Raw genomic sequence first — 17,721 nt, forward strand, 5'->3', positions numbered from 1 at the left:
GGTTAATGCCGGGTTAACAATCAGTCTTATTTTGAGGATGCTCCTGACAACTATGCAGAATCAGGGTTTTTAATGTCAGACCTGCAATGGCGCAGCCAGACATTACGGTAATCATTGGCCAGAGGCTGCCATCGCCCAGAGAGCTGACCAGTAAACCACTGGCGGCACCTGATAAGAATCCAAATGAACCCAGTACGGCGGTAGCGGTTGCACTGCTGCGTGGAAAGAATTCAACCGTACTGGCAATGGCATTGGACACAATAAGGGCTTGTGAACCGATAAATATCATGATGCCAATAACGATAATGGCTAATGCCGGAGCAGGACTGATCAGGATATATAGCAGCATTGTTAAACCTGTGATGACCTGCAGGATTTGTCCCAGTTTTAACAGGCAGGGTGGGTCGTAAAAATGCAGCAGTCTGACATTGATGCGATTGACAACAATCATCATTAGTACATTAACGGCAAACAATAGAGGATAGACCGAAGCGGAAACGCCAAAATAAATCATATACACCGAGGGGGAGGCGGTAATAAAGCTGAACAAACCGCCATAGGTAAAACTCTGTGCGGCCAGATAAGCCAGGGCTTTACGATGTGAGAGCACTTCAATATAACGCTTTAGCGCTGACGTAGTCTGAATGGCTTTTACGCGAGTTTCAGGTAACAAGCGATAAAGCAGCAGGCCGATTAACAAAGCATAGACAAACAGCACAATAAAAATTGAATGCCAGCCAGCCAAGTGTAAACAAACCATGCCGATTAACGGTGCAACAAGTGGGGCAATCATCATGATAATCGCCATATGTGACAGATATCGGGCACTGTCACGGCCACTGCTGATATCACGAATCACGGCAGAAGAATTGACAATTGCCATGCCGCCACCGATAGCCTGCACCACTCGCCATATCCATAAGCCAAGTAAGGTATGGCTGAGCACAATTCCCATGCTGGCAACACAAAACAGCGTGAGCCCAATAAAAATAACGCGACGCCGGCCAAAATGATCGGATAACGGCCCACCGGTCAATTGACCGACAGCAAAACCCGCCAGAAATAAACTCAGTGATAATTCAATATCATGAATGCTCACAGCAAACTCAGCAGCCATTAACGGCATTGCTGGCAGGTAGGCATCAATTGCCAGAGGAGCGATCGCGGTAAGACCGGCCAGTAACAGAATAAGCTGTGCCACATTGTGGGTGCTGATAGCGGGTTCTTTATCCATTTTGACGGTCAGTCAGCTTCCTTTCATTAAGCAAACAGAGTGTTACATTATTGAGTTGTTAATATTATTTGTTTGGTGAATCACCCAATGCCGGGCTTATTTCCGGATCCTGCTTTGGCAACGATTGCAGTCTTAATTCACGCATATCAAAGCCGCTGGGCTGCTGAAAAACACGTAAGCCAAATTCGGGCAGAATAGCCAGCAAATGATCAAAAATATCCGACGCAATGCCTTCGTATTCAATCCAGTTGGTAGTATTGGTAAAACAGTAAATCTCCAGAGGCAGACCATTGGCTGTTGGCTCAAGTTGCCGGGACATCAGGGTATAGTTCTGATGAACCTTTGGATGATTTTTCAGATAATTGCTGACATAGGCGCGGAAGCTGCCAATATTGGTAATGCGACGGGTATTAACAGGCTCTTTACCCCACTCAGCTAATTGTTGATTCCATTCATCAATATCTTTTTGTTTCTGATGTAAATACTCATCCATCAGGCTGAACCGATGCAGCTTTTTCCGTTCATCGTTCGATAAAAAATGAATACTTTGCTGGTCAATCAAGATACTGCGTTTAATGCGCCGACCGCCTGATTCCTGCATACCGCGCCAGTTTTTAAAGGGATCGGTCAGGAAACGTTTGGTCGGAATGACGCTGATGGTTTTATCCCAGTTCTGCACTTTCACCGTATGTAGCGCGATATCAATAACATCACCGTCCGCATTAAGCGGTGTCATTTCAATCCAGTCACCGACCCGGATCAAATCATTTGAACTGATTTGCACACTGGCGACCAATGACAGCAACGTGTCCTGAAAGATCAACAGTAATACGGCGGCCATTGCACCCAAACCGGACAACAGTATTAAGGGGGAACGATCAATCAATGAGGCAATCATCAGGATTGCCGCAATTGCATAAATAGCGATTTTGAGTACCTGGATATACCCTTTGATGGGTTTCAAATGCGCATCTGGACGTTTGTTATAAGCATCATTGATAATGGTCAATAAGCTGCCAATGCCCAACGCAATGGTGAGTACAATAAATGCTGTAGTGACATTCTGTACCACTGCCACAGCGACTGGCGAAATATTCGGAATGATGACGATCCCGGCGGACAGGATAAGCGCCGGTACAATATTCGCCATGCGCCGGATAAAAGATGAATCCGCTAAAGATGAATACCGGCCTAACTGAGTGTTTCTAAGGATGCGATAGACGCCGCGAACCAGAATACGTTTGACCAGCCAGTTTGCGATCCACGAGACCAGGATCAATACGCTCAGGCCAATCAGCGTGTAGAGATGAGGGTAATTCTCCAGCCATTCAGTTATAAGATTGTAACTTTCCACAGTGTGCTCCGCAGCGTTGCATCAGGGGGCAGATTGTAGCATTCAATTGGCTTTGAAATCTGGGTCATAATGCGGTGTTTAAGGCGGGAAGGTTTCCGTAAAGTTTTGAAGACAGAGCAATTTACTGTATATTGGCCGGTTTTCCAAACAAGCCCTATTATCAACGTGAAGCTTAATCCACCCTAGCGTATTACTTCCCCCGGGACCTTTCTGGTCCTTGATGTTTAACACATCGTCCCCGCCAACAATGCGGTTGTGCCGGTCATAACCACAGTTAAATGAATGTAGTCGACATCAAAATGTCACGCAGCTTGGCAATAATTTTTTATCTGAAAAAATCTTTTGAACACAGGAACCTGAATTAATGTTGCAAAACCTTAGACGAGACTGGTTTTCCAATGTCCGTGGAGATCTGATCTCCGGCATTGTGGTTGCTTTGGCACTGATCCCCGAAGCCATCGCTTTTTCAATCATTGCTGGGGTTGACCCGAAAGTGGGTTTGTACGCCTCTTTCTGCATAGCAGTAGTGATATCCATCGTAGGTGGTCGTCCAGGTATGATTTCCGCGGCTACCGGCGCGATGGCGCTATTAATGATCACCCTGGTTAAAGAGCACGGTCTGGAATATCTACTGGCAGCAACATTGTTAACAGGGATACTGCAAATCGGTGCCGGTTATCTCAAATTGGGCGATTTAATGCGTTTTGTTTCACGCTCAGTGGTAACAGGGTTTGTGAATGCCTTGGCTATTTTGATTTTTATGGCGCAATTGCCAGAACTGACTAATGTCACTTGGCATGTATACGCCATGACAGCAGCAGGGCTGGGTATTATTTATCTATTCCCATATGTGCCTAAAATCGGCAGGTTATTACCATCGCCTTTGGTCACCATCATCGTGCTGACCTTAGTTGCCATATTTACCAATATGGATATACGTACTGTCGGTGATATGGGCGATTTGCCTGATACTTTACCAATTTTCCTATGGCCAGATGTGCCACTCAATTTTGAAACATTAGCCATCATATTCCCTTACGCGATAGCATTAGCCGTGGTTGGTTTGCTGGAATCCATGATGACAGCCACCATCGTTGATGATTTAACAGATACGTCAAGTGATAAAAACCGTGAATGTAAAGGTCAGGGCGTTGCCAATATTGGTTCTGGTCTGCTCGGTGGAATGGCTGGTTGTGCGATGATCGGTCAATCAATTATTAATATCAAATCAGGTGGCCGGGGTCGTTTATCCACCATGATGGCAGGTGTTTATCTACTGATCATGGTGTTGGTATTGGATGAATGGTTAGTGCAAATTCCAATGGCTGCTCTGGTGGCGGTGATGATCATGGTTTCAATCGGTACCTTTTCATGGGCATCAATACGTGATCTGAAAAAACATCCGCTTTCTACCAACATCGTTATGGTGGTGACGGTTATTGTTGTTGTTGCAACACATAATCTGGCCATTGGTGTGTTTGTTGGTGTGTTACTTGCCGCCTTGTTCTTTGCCAATAAAGTTGCCCACTTTATGGTGGTCAAAAGCGATCTCAGTGAGCAGGATACCAAGCGACGTTATGAAATCCGTGGGCAAATCTTCTTTGCCTCATCGGATAAATTTGCTGCCGCATTTGATTTTAAAGAAGCTCTGGATAAGGTCGAGATTGATTTGACCCATGCCCACTTTTGGGATATCACCTCTGTTTCGGCCCTGGACAAGGTCGTGATCAAATTCCGTCGTGAAGGTACTGAAGTGGAACTGGTTGGTATGAATGAAGCCACTGCAACTATTGTGGACAGATTTGGTGTACACGATAAACCGGAAGAAGTCGAAAAAATACTCGCCGGTCACTAAAAATAGAGGATTGAGAGAGATGACAAAAATAATAGCCTGTATTGATGGCTCAATAACTTCGCCCGCAGTCTGTAAAGCTTCGGCTTGGGTAAGCTACAAGTTAAAAGCACCAGTGGATTTGTTGCATGTATTGGATAAAACCGAATATCCCACGGCTGAAAACAGAAAAAAGAATCTGTCAGGCAATATTGGCCTTGGCAGTCGCGAGAATCTATTGGAAGAATTGGTTGAGCTCGATGAAAAACGGGGGCGCCTGGCGTTGGAGCACGGCAAAAACATTTTGCAGGATGCCCGAGCACTGGCCCAGCAACATGGTGCGGTTGAAGTGACCACGCATCAACGCCATGGCGGATTGATGGAAACTTTATCTGATCTGCAGGATGATACCCGGGTTCTGGTGTTAGGTCGTCAAGGCCAGGCACATGAAAATGAAACACATAGTCTGGGGAGTCATCTGGAAAATGTGATCCGGGCATTAAACAAACCAATTCTAATTACCTTGCCAGATTTCAATGTTCCGCAGCGGTTTATGATTGCTTATGATGGCAGCGCCACCTCTAACAAAGCTCTGGAAAAAGTCGCTGTGAGTGATTTGTTAAAAGGTTTGGAATGCCATATCGTGATGGTAGCTGAAGATGACACGAATCATAAATCACAGTTAGAAACGGCAAAACAACGTCTTAACGCTGCAGGTTTTGAGGCTTCTACTGCGCTATTACAAGGTGCGGTTCAACCTTCCCTGCATCAGTATCAACGTGATAATAATATTGATTTAATGGTAATGGGTGCTTATGGGCATTCGCGCATTCGTCAGTTTCTGGTAGGCAGCAATACCGCCAAGATGGTCAGGATGAGTGATATCCCAATCCTGTTGCTGCGTTAATGGAAGTACTTTTCATTAATCAAATGAATATTGTGCAGTTGGAAAATTATCGACAACGATTATTTTTGCTCAAACAGGAAGTAGAGCATTCACTTACTGAGGACCCACCTCAGGTGGTAGAGCTTGATCAGTCCAAGATGGGGCGTTTGTCACGCATGGATGCGTTGCAGGATCAACAGCTTGCAATTGAAGTTCAGCGCCGGCTTAAACGAAAACTGCAAGCCATAGAAGGCGCTTTAAATCGCATAAATAATGATGATTTTGGTTTTTGTTATCTTTGTGATGAACCCATCACAGAGGCTAGATTGACTTTTGATCCTACTGTTACCCGGTGTCTAAAATGCGCAGATAAAAACTCCGACTAATGTTCTGATTTTTAACCGTTATTAGCCTACAATTTCAGTAACTGGCCCTGAACTGGAGAATTTCTTTGGGCAACACAATCGAAGATCAGCATCATCCAGCGATTATGATTGAAGGAATTCAGCCTTTCGGTTGTTTAATTCGATTTGATGGTGACCTGCTTGAAATTTTACAAGTCAGCGAAAATTTGCAGCAAATACTGGGTGTTTCCATTGAAGCGGCACTTGCATCGTCGCCAAGAGATATTCTGGGTGGCAAATTACAACAGCGATTACAGCAAACGCTTGCTAAAAATTCCCGTTTATCTGCAGCACTCATCATCAACCGCCAGGTAAGCGGTTCCTATCAGCGTTTTTACGTGGTGGCTTATCGCAGTGATGATTCTATTGTGGTGGAGTTTGAATCACTCTCACGTTCCGGCGAACAACGTTTAATGCCCATTGTGAATGAGTGGCTGACCCGTCTGGCACAGGTTCAGGAAATAGGTCAATTGCAACAAATGCTGGTGCAGAGTGTGCAGGCGGTGACCGGCTATGATCGCGTATTGCTTTGTCAGTTTGATACGCACTGGCAGCGGACGGCTATTGCAGAAGAATGTCGGGATCCCGATAAAAGCTTAATGAACTTCCGGTTTCCTGCCAGCGATATCCCGTTGGAAGTCAGAGCACGTTATACCGTTAACCCAATGCGCAGCATTGCCGATGTCGATGCAGAGATAGTCGGCCTGATACCTGCTTCAAATGAAATTGATCTTCCGGTGGTGGATTTGACACCGGGAATTCTGAGAGCTTTGTCGGCTTATCATCAGCAGTATTTACGCAGTATTAATGTTAAGGCTTCCCTATCCATAGCGATTGCCGGTGAGCAGCAGCTTTGGGGGATCCTGACCTGCCATGATTTCACTCCCAGTGAAATATCGCCGGCTGAACGGGATGCGGCATTTAATTTGGTGCAAATGGCAAGTCAACGTATGTTTTTGCTGCAAGCGCGGCAGCAAGCAATGTTTTTGAAAAATGTCTTAAACAGTCGTGAACTGCTATCGGCTGAACGCGACAAAGTAATTCAGCCGACAACCTTACTCGATAAATATGGCAAGGACTGGATGCAATTGTTTAATTGCACGGGCATTGCTCTGTTATATCGTAATCAGGTGAGGTGTGTTGGTGAAACCCTGGATGATTATGAGTTGGACATTGTTGGCAAGTGGCTTACAGAGCATGTCGGACAGAAAATGTGTTGGGCATGTGATCAACTGTCAAAGAGTCCCTTGAATAATTTGGTCAACGTTCGCAATCGGGCAGGATTGCTGGCCGTTCCCTTACCGATTGAGCAAAATCAATCCGGATGGTTTTTGTTGTTCCGCCGGGCCCAAAAAGCACAACATAACTGGGTCGGTAAAAAACAGATAATCGAAGCAGAAACCCCAAATCCACTTAAACGTATTGAAGAACGCGGTCATGAGATTTGGATGGAAACCATAGAGGATGAGGCTAATCGCTGGTCTGTGAATGAACAGCATGCAGCACAGGATCTGGCTGAGGATTTGGCTGTTGCGATTACCGTGCATCAAGTCAACCGGCTGAACACCCAGTTACAGCTTGCCAACAAACAGCTTAAAGAAATTGCCCATACCGATACCCTGACCAAAACCTGGAACCGTTATCGAATGGAGTTAGCCATTGATGCAGAACTCGCTGCTGCCGAGCGTTATGATCATCCTTGCTCGGTGTTACTGTTTGATATTGATCGTTTCAAATCAGTCAATGACAACTATGGGCATGATGCCGGGGATCAGGTGTTAACCAGGCTTGCGGAAGAGGTCCAATCCAAACTGCGTACCAGTGACTATTTAGGCCGCTGGGGCGGTGAGGAATTTATTGTTCTGGCATCGCATAATGCTCTGGATGAAGCCATGGCTCTGGCAGAACGTTTACGTAAACATATTGAAAGCGTTCAGTTCGATACCGCTGGAATAATTACTGTCAGCATAGGCGTAGCTCAAGCAATACCGGGCAATGAAAGTCGCAAGCAGTTGTTAGAAAGAGCCGATCAGGCGATGTATCGAGCCAAGCAATCTGGGCGTAATCGTGTTGAATCAGCAAGTGCCGAATTGTCTGGGTCTTGATTTTCATCCAAAATACGCGGTTTGTTGCGCATGCTGCCAAGTCTGCTTGGCCTATCTAATTTTATACTGAGTCACTATGTCCGAAAGCCTGTTACAGAAACAAGTCTCAAAACGCCGTACTTTTGCCATTATCAGTCACCCTGATGCCGGTAAAACCACCCTGACTGAAAAACTGTTGTTATTCGGCGGTGCCATTCAGATGGCGGGCAGTGTGAAATCACGTAAAACTGACAGACATGCCACTTCAGACTGGATGGAAATGGAAAAGGAACGGGGCATTTCGGTGACCTCTTCGGTGATGCAGTTTCCCTATAAAGATCGCATCGTTAATCTTCTCGATACACCAGGGCATGCTGATTTTTCGGAAGATACCTATCGCACACTGACTGCGGTGGACTCGGCATTGATGGTTATCGACAGTGCCAAAGGTGTAGAAGAACGTACCATTAAATTAATGGAGGTTTGCCGCTTACGCGATACGCCGATTCTGACATTTATCAACAAACTTGATCGGGAAGGCCGCGATCCGCTGGACTTACTCAGTGAAGTCGAAAATATCCTCAATATCCGCTGTGCCCCCATCACCTGGCCAATCGGTATGGGCAAAGGCTTTAAAGGTATTTTCCATCTTTATAATGACAATATTCGGTTGTTTGAAGCGCATGGCAAAGACGCAGATGCCGGCGAGGTGATTCAGGGGTTGGATAATCCACGTCTGGATGAATTATTTGGTTCTATGGCGGAAGAATTACGTGAAGAAATTGATCTGGTGCGTGGTGCCAGTGATCAATTTGATTTGGAAGCTTTTCTTAATGGACAAATGACCCCGGTGTTTTTTGGTTCAGCAATGAATAATTTCGGGGTTACTGAATTGATGGACGCCTATGTGGAATATGCGCCGGCGCCACAACCAAGGGAAACCAAAACCCGTGATGTTGTTGCGGATGAGGATAACTTCAGCGGATTTGTGTTTAAAATTCAAGCCAATATGGATCCTAAACACCGTGACCGCATTGCTTTTATGCGAGTTTGCAGTGGTCATTACACTAAAGGCATGAAATTACGTCAGACCCGGATAGGTAAAGATGTGACCATCGCCAATGCCGTCACCTTTATGGCTGCAGAACGTGAACAGGCGGAAGAAGCCTGGCCGGGCGATATACTCGGTTTGCACAATCACGGAACCATTCAGATCGGCGATACCTTTACTCAGGGTGAGGATCTTCAATTCACTGGGATACCGTACTTTGCGCCGGAACTGTTTCGCCGTGTCAGATTAAAAGATCCTCTGAAGAACAAGGCTTTATTGAAAGGTCTGCAACAATTGAGCGAAGAGGGTGCCACGCAGTTATTCCGTCCATTGGATAACAATGATCTAATTCTGGGAGCGGTCGGGGTATTGCAGTTTGATGTAGTTGTTCACCGTTTGAAAGGGGAGTATGGCGTCGAATGCGCCTATGAACCGGTTCAGGTGCATACCGCACGATGGGTGTATTGCGATGATGTGAAAAAGCTGGAGGAATTTAAGCGGAAAGCCTCAATGAATCTGGCTCTTGATGGTGCGGATAACCTGACCTATATTGCTCCAACAAGGGTCAATCTGGATCTCACAATAGAACGTTGGCCGGAAATTGATTTCCGTTCCACCCGTGAGCATCTCTAAAAGTCTTGCCATACAGCCGACTTCTCAAGCAGAATGAAATTTCCATTCGTTGCCGGAGAAAGAGATGAAAGTCAGACTCATTACCAAAAACAAAGGTAAGCCGGTTATCGGGCTGACACCGACAGATTCACTGGATAAAGCTGTCCATTTGATGATGGAACATCGCATTGGTTCGTTAGTGGTAACGGAAAATGGCACGCTGGTGGGGATCCTTTCAGAACGTGATTTGCTCAATGTGTTACACAAGAAACACGCCATGTGGGAACCTAAAACAGCAGCGGATGCGATGACGCCAAATCCCTATACCTGTGATCCGGATAACACGCTGGAAGAAGTGATGAATATCATGGTTGACCATAATATCCGTCATTTGCCGGTAGTTTACAAAGGTCGGCTGGAGGGAATGTTATCCATTACGGATGTAGTGGAAGAACTGCTGAAAAAAGCAAAGTTTGAAAATAAGCTATTGAAAAACTATATCCAGAATTGGCCGGATGCCGACCACGAAGAGTGATTTTAACGCTGTGGATAAAAGATTAGGACTCGGGTAACTTAGCCATTCTTTCAACCTGTAGCCGGTTATCGTTGGCAAATTCCAACAGAAATTCAAAAAGCATCACGTCTTCTTCTTCAAGTTGCGCATCAATCACGACACATTTGGTGCCTTCCAGTGAAGCCAGTTTAACGTTTGGATGAAAAATGATTCTTCTTCCTGGACCATAGCTGGCGACTGCTCCACACAGTCTTTCTGCCCAGTCACTGGGGCGAAATTTACCGCCGTCCTCAGTGATGCCTTTAATGATCACTTTTTCCGTTGCAGTCATCGATTTTGGTGCTCTTGAATAAACAAAATGAATAATGGGTGTGCATTTTACTGTGTAACATCAGGCAAAGGCCAAACAAACTCTTTTCAGTGATTTAGGTCAGCGAGAAAAACCCGTATAATCGAGCGCTTTATTATTTGACGACAACGAGACGTTTTGTGGCCGACTACAAACACACTTTAAATCTTCCTGCGACTGACTTCCCAATGAAAGCGGGCCTACCCAATCGCGAACCTGTGATTTTAAAGCGTTGGCAGGAGCAAGATCTTTACCGGCAGTTACGGCAAACCAATCAGGGTAAACCGAAATTCATTCTGCACGATGGCCCTCCGTATGCCAATGGCGATATTCATATCGGTCATGCCGTCAATAAAATTCTTAAAGATATTATTTTAAAGTCCAAAACCCTTAGTGGCTTTGATACACCTTATGTTCCCGGCTGGGATTGTCACGGTCTGCCGATTGAACTGAATGTTGAGAAAAAAGTTGGCAAACCGGGCGTTAAAGTCAGCCCGGCAGAATTTCGTCAGGCCTGTCGTGAATATGCGGCCAAACAGGTTAACGGTCAACGGGAAGATTTTAAACGACTGGGCGTATTGGCTGATTGGGATAATCCGTATCTGACCATGGATTTTCAGTTTGAGGCTGACATTATTCGCACACTGGGCGAAATCATTGAAAACGGTCATTTACACAAAGGTGTAAAACCGGTGCATTGGTGCGTGGATTGCGGCTCTGCATTAGCTGAAGCCGAAGTCGAATATGAAGATAAAACCTCACCGGCCATCGATGTACGTTTTCAATTTAATGATACCGTTGAGTTTGATATAGCCTGCCCGAACAACGGCAATGGTCCGGTGAATATTGCCATCTGGACCACCACACCATGGACTTTGCCAGCCAATCAGGCGGTGTGTCTGCATCCAGATTTAGAGTATGTCGTGGTGCAATGTGCTGCTGAGCGTTTGGTGTTAGCAGAAGCATTGTATGAAAAAGCACTTGAACGTTATCAGTTAACCGGTGAAGTGATTGCCCGCTGCAAGGGCGTTGCGCTTGAAGGTTTATTGCTGCAACACCCGTTTTATGATCGAAAAGTACCGGTTATTTTAGGTGATCATGTCACTACCGATGCTGGTACCGGCGCTGTGCATACGGCACCTGGTCATGGTCAGGATGACTATATTGTCGGGTTGAAATATAAACTGGAAGTGGATAATCCGGTGGGTGGCAATGGCGTGTTTTTACCAGACACCCCGATTTTTGCCGGTGAATCTGTGTTTAAAGCCAATCCGCAGGTTATTGAGGTATTAAAAGAAAAATCAGCTTTGTTATGCCATGTGGATATCCGTCATAGCTATCCACATTGTTGGCGCCATAAAACACCGATTATTTTCCGTGCGACGCCACAATGGTTTGTCAGTATGGAGCAGAACGGTTTACGTGATCAGGCAATGCAGGCGATTGCTGCAACCAAATGGATGCCGGACTGGGGCCAAAAACGTATTGAGAATATGGTGACAGGTCGTCCGGACTGGTGTATTTCCCGTCAACGGACCTGGGGTGTACCGATCCCGTTATTTGTGCATCAGCAGAGCGGGGAATTGCATCCGGATTCGAAAGCATTGATCGAAAAAGTCGCCCTGGCGGTTGAGCAAAACGGTATTGATGCCTGGTTTGATATGGATGCCAGCGATCTGATTGGTGCAGATGCAGAAAATTATTTCAAAGTCACTGATACGCTGGATGTCTGGTTTGATTCTGGTGTGTCGCATGCCTGCGTATTAACCCGCCGTGATGATTTGCATCGTCCTGCCGATCTCTATCTTGAAGGCAGCGATCAACACCGTGGCTGGTTCCAGTCTTCATTGTTGACATCAGTTGCCACCACTGGCAAAGCACCATACAAAACTGTGCTGACTCACGGTTTTACCGTGGACGCCGAAGGCAAGAAAATGTCTAAATCCAAGGGCAATACGGTTTCACCGCAAAAAGTGGTGAATAACCTGGGTGCCGATATTATTCGTCTTTGGGTGGCGGCGACTGATTACAGTGCTGAAATGACGGTGTCGGATGAAATCCTCAAACGCACAGCGGACTCATATCGCCGTATTCGTAATACCGCACGGTATTTATTATCGAACCTGAATGATTTTGATCCTGCCTCCAATCTGGTCGCAACTGAAAAGTTATTACCACTGGATCGCTGGGTACTGGATCGTGCCTATCATCTGCAGCTGGAAATCCTGGCAGCCTATGAAAGCTATCAGTTCCATCTGATTTATCAGAAAGTGCATAATTTCTGCGCCAATGAACTGGGCAGTGCCTATCTGGATATCACCAAGGATCGGCAGTACACCATGCCGGCAGACAGTCTGGGCCGTCGATCTTCTCAAACCGCGATGTTCCATATTCTGGAAGCGTTAACCCGTTGGATTGCGCCGATTCTGAGTTTCACTGCCGATGAACTGTGGGAGTTTATTCCGGGCCAGCGTAACTCGTCAGTGTTACTGAATAACTGGTATTCAAATCTGGTGCCATTATCGTTGGATAGTGTTTTGTCGGTGGCGGATTGGCAGCAATTATTCGCTGTTCGTGATGCTGTTGCCAAAGAACTGGAAAATAAACGTAACCAGGGTGCAGTGAAAGGCGGTTTAACTGCCGATGTTAGTTTGTACGCTGAAGACAGTTTGCTGAACGTATTAAATAAAGTTGGCGATGAACTGAAATTTATCCTTATTACATCGTCAGCCAAGCGTTTTTCATTGGCAGATAAAACGGCGACAGCAATCGACACCGGATTAACTGGTTTGGCAGTGGATATTCATGCCTCGCCAAACGCCCGTTGCGAACGTTGTTGGCATCAAACTGATGATGTAGGTAGCCATGCAGATCATCCGGAATTGTGTGGCCGTTGCGTTGAAAACGTAGATGGCGATGGCGAAACCCGCCGTTTTGCCTGAGGCAGTTACTATGTTGAAGTGGTTATGGGTAAGTGTGTTGATCATTATATTGGATCAACTGACCAAGGTGGTCATGGCTAATTGGCTGGAGTTATACCAAACCGTTGCCGTGATGCCGTATTTCAATTTTACTTTGGCACACAATAGCGGTGCAGCATTCAGTTTTCTGGCAGGTGCCGGTGGCTGGCAGCGCTGGTTTTTTATCGGGCTGGCGGTGTCCGTTTCAATCGTATTAATTATTTGGCTGTCCCGTCTTAAGGCGCAGGCAAAAGTGGAAGCGATAGCGATTTCACTGATTATCGGTGGTGCAATTGGTAATGTGCTTGACCGGTTTTTCTATGGGTATGTAATTGATTTTATTGATATATATATCGGTACCTATCATTGGCCGGCATTTAATGTTGCTGATGCAGCCATTTGTATCGGTGCTGTGTTGTTGATTTTGGATAGTTTCAGAAAACCAGCGGAGCAAAAATGAATCTATGTGATTTAGCGGTAGATAGCATTGCCGCGTTGCAGCCTTATGTACCCGGAAAGCCGATTGAAGAATTGCAGCGGCAATATGGTGTAAGAGATGTTATTAAATTGGCCTCAAATGAGAGTCCGATTGGCCCATCTCAGGCCGCACTGGCCGCAATTGCGCTGGCGACCCGCGATTTAACGCGTTATCCCGATGGGAATGGCTTTACATTGAAACAGGCTTTGGCCGAAAAATTTCAGCTGGATGCCGGGCAGATTACCTTGGGCAATGGTTCCAATGATGTATTGGAGTTGATTGCCCGTTGTTTTGTCTCACCTGTTGATGAAGTCATATTTTCTCAACACGCTTTCGCCGTTTATCCATTGGTGGCACAGGCGATAGGTGCTTCGCTGGTAGAAGTTCCAGCCAAGGATTTCGGCCATGATTTAACCGCAATGCAGCAAGCCATTACGCCTAAAACCAAACTGGTTTTTATTGCGAATCCTAATAATCCCACCGGCACGTATGTAGCAGCTAATGAAATTTATGGTTTTCTGCAGGCCATTCCAGACAATGTGATTGTGGTACTGGATGAAGCTTACGTTGAGTATGGCGACAATGAACAGAACAGCATTGACTGGTTGAAAGAATTTCCTAATTTAATTATTTGCCGTACCTTTTCCAAGGCTTATGGTCTGGCGGGTTTGCGGGTTGGTTTTGCTCTATCAAGTCCGGAGATTGCTGATTTATTAAATCGTCTGCGCCAGCCGTTTAATGTCAATCATCTGGCAATGAGTGCTGCGATTGCGGCGTTGGGCGATGAAGATTATCTGCAGCGAGCCAAACAGGTTAATGCCGAAGGCATGCAACAATATATTGAGGGTTTTAACAAGCTGGGACTAAGTTATATTCCCTCTAAGGCAAATTTTATCTGTGTGGATGTCGCCACCCATGCGGCTGACATTTATGAAAAACTGTTGCAACAGGGTGTCATTGTCAGACCTGTTGCAGGTTATGGTTTACCCACACATTTACGCATCAGTATTGGTCTTGAACATGAAAACCAGCGCTGCCTGGAAGCGCTGGAAAATAGTCTTGCAGAGGCCAAATGATTAAAAAACTGGCAATTATCGGGGTTGGACTGATTGGTGGTTCACTGGCTTTGGCATTAAAAAAAGCCGGGCTGGTTGAACAGGTAACCGGTTATTCACGATCGGCAGCAGCACGTGATGAAGCATTGGCATTGGGCATTATTGATAATGCAGCTGATTCATTGAAAGAGGCTGTCGCAGATGCGGATATGGTCTTTGTGGCTGTACCCATGGGCGCGATGCAAACGGTTTTTGAGCAAATGGCTCCTCATCTGAAGTCACAAGCGATTGTTACCGATGCGGGCAGTGCTAAACATCAGGTAGTTGAAGCCGCCCGTCGGGCTTTAGGTGATAAGTTTGACCGTTTTGTCCCGGGACATCCAATAGCGGGTACTGAGAAAAGTGGACCATCTGCAGCGTTTGCGGAGCTGTATCAACAACATCGCGTGGTATTAACCCCAGTTGCCGAAACGGACAAAAACGCGCTCGAGCAAGTACGTCAAATGTGGCAACAGGCCGGTGCCGACGTATTTGACATGGAAGTTGAACATCACGATGTGGTGTTGGCTGCGACCAGTCATTTGCCGCACGTTTTAGCCTTCAATCTGGTGGGTATGCTCTCCAAACGAGATGACTGTGATGAAGTATTACGTTACGCCGCAGGCGGTTTCCGTGATTTTTCCCGTATCGCTTCAAGTGATGCCGTTATGTGGCGGGATATCTGTCTGGGAAACCGTCACGCCATTTTAGAATTATTAGAACAATACCGACGTGGTCTGGATCAGATCGAACAGGCGATTCGGCAAGATGATGGTGATTATCTTATTGATATTTTTGCACGGGCCAAGCGGGCCAGAGATACCCGTTTTGCCGATCCAAGTCTAAAAGACAATAGTGAAGTGTAGTGGGAGTGATGAACAGCGTGAGCGGGCAACAGGATCGTAAATTTGTGGTACAGGCCGGTGGTCAGTTAACGGGCAGTTTTCGTGTGGCCGGAGATAAATCCATTTCACACCGTTCTATCATGCTGGGTTCATTGGCTGAGGGCGTCACCGAAATCAGCGGTTTTCTTGATGGTGAGGATGCGCTGGCTACACTGGCTGCTTTTCGAGCCATGGGGGTTAAGATAGAAGGCCCGGTCGACGGCAAAGTCACCGTGCATGGTGTCGGCATGCATGGATTGATGGCACCCGAAAATGACTTGTATGTGGGAAATTCCGGCACTTCGATCCGTTTATTAAGTGGTCTGCTGGCGGGGCAATCCTTTGACGTGATAATGAGTGGGGATAAATCCTTATCAGGCCGTCCGATGCGTCGGGTGACCGATCCATTGGCACTCATGGGAGCTCAGATTGATACTACCGACGGCAAACCACCGCTGACGATTCATGGTGGTCATAAATTAGCGGCTATTAATTACGACTTGCCGATGGCCAGTGCTCAGGTGAAATCCTGTCTGTTATTAGCCGGTATGTATGCGGAAGGCACAACCTGTGTAACTGAACCTGCGCCGACACGAGATCATACTGAACGCATGCTACAGGGCATGGGATATCCAGTGAATGTTCAGGGTAATCGTATCAGTATTAAAGGTGGCGGCAAATTAACCGCCACCAGTATCGATGTACCAGGGGATATTTCTTCGGCTACTTTCTTTATGGTCGGTGCGGCAATTGCGCCGGGTTCAGATATCACTTTGCAACATGTGGGTGTTAACCCGACACGCATTGGTGTGATCAATATCCTGCGTGAAATGGGCGCCGATATCAGCCTGAGTAATGAAGCTGTCACCGGTGGCGAGCCGGTTGCCGATATTCGTGTTCGTTATGCACCATTGAAAGGCATTGACATTCCAGAAGATCAGGTGCCACTGGCAATTGATGAATTTCCGGCAATATTCATTGCCGCGGCCTGTGCGCAAGGTCGCACAGTCTTAACCGGCGCGGAAGAATTACGCGTCAAGGAAAGTGATCGAATTCAGGTGATGGCCGATGGTTTACAAGCACTGGGTATCGATGCACAGCCAACAACAGATGGGATGATTATCGAAGGTGGCGTGATAGGCAGTGGTGAAGTGGACAGTCACGGCGATCACCGCATTGCGATGTCATTTGCCATGGCCGCTTTACAAGCAGGTGGCGCTATTCAAATTAATGACTGTGCCAATGTGGCGACTTCTTTTCCCAACTTTGTCGAATTAGCAAATAACAGTGGTTTACAGATCGATGCTTTCGATGTCTGAGATACCGGTTTTGACGATAGATGGTCCAAGCGGTTCTGGTAAGGGTACTTTAGCGCAACGTATGGCAGAAAAGCTGGGTTGGCATTATCTGGATAGTGGAGCGATTTACCGTGTTCTTGCACAAGCCGCCCTGAAACATCATATTGACTTAGCCGATGAAACTGCGCTGGCAACACTGGCTGGACAGTTGGATGTAAAGTTTCTGTTAAAAGATGGTCAGCTGCAAGTTGTCCTGGAAGGTGATGATGTTTCACTGTTGATTCGTTCCGAGCAAGCCGGTAATGCCGCATCAAAAGTTGCCGCATTACCGGCGGTACGTGCAGCTTTATTGCAAAGACAACGCGATTTTCGCCAGGCCCCCGGATTGGTGACTGACGGTCGCGATATGGGGACCGTAGTGTTTCCTGACGCAACATTTAAAGTCTTTCTGACAGCCAGTGCGGAGGTTCGGGCGGAGAGACGATATAAGCAGTTGAAAGAGAAAGGAATTGATAGTAACCTTTCCGATCTCGTAGCTGAAATATCTGAACGTGATGATCGGGATATGCAACGTGAAGTAGCGCCGCTACGGCCTGCCGATGATGCCGTTATTCTGGATTCAACACAACTCGGAATAGAAGCAGTTTTAGAAAAAGTCAGTGCATTAACTGGCTGATTTATTAGGGTA

Annotated in this window: 15 protein-coding genes; 12 read left to right on the forward strand and 3 right to left on the reverse strand. The window is 46.4% G+C overall.

Annotated features, from left to right (window positions below):
* Positions 1–13: 13 nt before the first annotated feature.
* Both B2W60_RS02440 and B2W60_RS02445 read right to left on the reverse strand, forming a co-directional pair.
* A complete protein-coding gene (locus B2W60_RS02440) occupies positions 14–1,234 on the reverse strand; it encodes a multidrug effflux MFS transporter (RefSeq protein WP_292361676.1) in 1,221 nt (406 codons plus the stop codon).
* 64 nt (positions 1,235–1,298) lie between these two features.
* Positions 1,299–2,588: a mechanosensitive ion channel family protein gene (locus tag B2W60_RS02445; protein WP_292361677.1), complete on the reverse strand. Its 1,290-nt coding sequence runs from the start codon at positions 2,586–2,588 to the stop codon at positions 1,299–1,301.
* Positions 2,589–2,952: 364 nt separating this feature from the next.
* On the opposite strand from B2W60_RS02445, the gene B2W60_RS02450 reads away from it, so the two are divergent.
* From B2W60_RS02450 to B2W60_RS02475, 6 genes are all read left to right on the forward strand, one after another.
* Positions 2,953–4,443, forward strand: coding sequence for a SulP family inorganic anion transporter (locus B2W60_RS02450; protein ID WP_292361678.1), 1,491 nt, complete (start codon positions 2,953–2,955; stop codon positions 4,441–4,443).
* 19 nt (positions 4,444–4,462) lie between these two features.
* On the forward strand, positions 4,463–5,326 hold the full coding sequence (locus tag B2W60_RS02455) for a universal stress protein (RefSeq protein ID WP_292361679.1): 864 nt from the start codon (positions 4,463–4,465) through the stop codon (positions 5,324–5,326).
* The gene (locus B2W60_RS02460; RefSeq protein ID WP_292361680.1) at positions 5,326–5,691 is read left to right on the forward strand and encodes a TraR/DksA family transcriptional regulator; all 366 of its coding nucleotides are present in this window, start codon (positions 5,326–5,328) and stop codon (positions 5,689–5,691) included. The genes B2W60_RS02455 and B2W60_RS02460 overlap by 1 nt, the downstream gene beginning before the upstream one ends.
* A gap of 65 nt (positions 5,692–5,756) precedes the next feature.
* Positions 5,757–7,814, forward strand: a complete 2,058-nt coding sequence (locus B2W60_RS02465; RefSeq protein ID WP_292361681.1) for a sensor domain-containing diguanylate cyclase — start codon at positions 5,757–5,759, stop codon at positions 7,812–7,814.
* 76 nt (positions 7,815–7,890) lie between these two features.
* Positions 7,891–9,477 carry a peptide chain release factor 3 gene (locus B2W60_RS02470; protein ID WP_292361682.1) on the forward strand — a complete coding sequence of 529 codons (1,587 nt, stop codon included), beginning with the start codon at positions 7,891–7,893 and terminating at the stop codon, positions 9,475–9,477.
* Between the two features lie 64 nt (positions 9,478–9,541).
* Positions 9,542–9,991: a CBS domain-containing protein gene (locus tag B2W60_RS02475; RefSeq protein WP_292361683.1), complete on the forward strand. Its 450-nt coding sequence runs from the start codon at positions 9,542–9,544 to the stop codon at positions 9,989–9,991.
* 22 nt (positions 9,992–10,013) lie between these two features.
* Here B2W60_RS02475 and B2W60_RS02480 read toward each other — a convergent pair whose 3' ends face one another.
* Positions 10,014–10,301 (reverse strand): DUF3579 domain-containing protein, encoded by a 288-nt coding sequence (locus B2W60_RS02480; protein WP_292361684.1) that lies wholly within the window; start codon positions 10,299–10,301, stop codon positions 10,014–10,016.
* A 158-nt stretch (positions 10,302–10,459) separates the two neighbouring features.
* Here B2W60_RS02480 and ileS point away from each other — a divergent pair, with 158 nt between their 5' ends.
* The 6 genes from ileS to cmk are packed head-to-tail and all read left to right on the forward strand — an operon-like array spanning position 10,460 to position 17,709.
* Positions 10,460–13,261: an isoleucine--tRNA ligase gene (gene ileS, locus B2W60_RS02485; protein ID WP_292361685.1), complete on the forward strand. Its 2,802-nt coding sequence runs from the start codon at positions 10,460–10,462 to the stop codon at positions 13,259–13,261.
* Positions 13,262–13,271: 10 nt separating this feature from the next.
* Positions 13,272–13,739 (forward strand): signal peptidase II, encoded by a 468-nt coding sequence (gene lspA, locus B2W60_RS02490; protein ID WP_292361686.1) that lies wholly within the window; start codon positions 13,272–13,274, stop codon positions 13,737–13,739.
* A complete protein-coding gene (hisC, locus tag B2W60_RS02495; RefSeq protein WP_292361687.1) occupies positions 13,736–14,833 on the forward strand; it encodes a histidinol-phosphate transaminase in 1,098 nt (365 codons plus the stop codon). The genes lspA and hisC overlap by 4 nt, the downstream gene beginning before the upstream one ends.
* A complete protein-coding gene (locus tag B2W60_RS02500; protein WP_292361688.1) occupies positions 14,830–15,717 on the forward strand; it encodes a prephenate dehydrogenase in 888 nt (295 codons plus the stop codon). The genes hisC and B2W60_RS02500 overlap by 4 nt, the downstream gene beginning before the upstream one ends.
* A gap of 8 nt (positions 15,718–15,725) precedes the next feature.
* Positions 15,726–17,054, forward strand: coding sequence for a 3-phosphoshikimate 1-carboxyvinyltransferase (aroA, locus tag B2W60_RS02505; RefSeq protein WP_292361689.1), 1,329 nt, complete (start codon positions 15,726–15,728; stop codon positions 17,052–17,054).
* Positions 17,047–17,709 carry a (d)CMP kinase gene (cmk, locus tag B2W60_RS02510; protein WP_292361690.1) on the forward strand — a complete coding sequence of 221 codons (663 nt, stop codon included), beginning with the start codon at positions 17,047–17,049 and terminating at the stop codon, positions 17,707–17,709. Before aroA ends, cmk begins: the two co-directional genes overlap by 8 nt.
* Positions 17,710–17,721: the final 12 nt, after the last annotated feature.

It is taken from the genome of Methylophaga sp. UBA2496 (assembly GCF_002341635.1).
Taxonomy (GTDB): Bacteria; Pseudomonadota; Gammaproteobacteria; order Nitrosococcales; family Methylophagaceae; genus Methylophaga.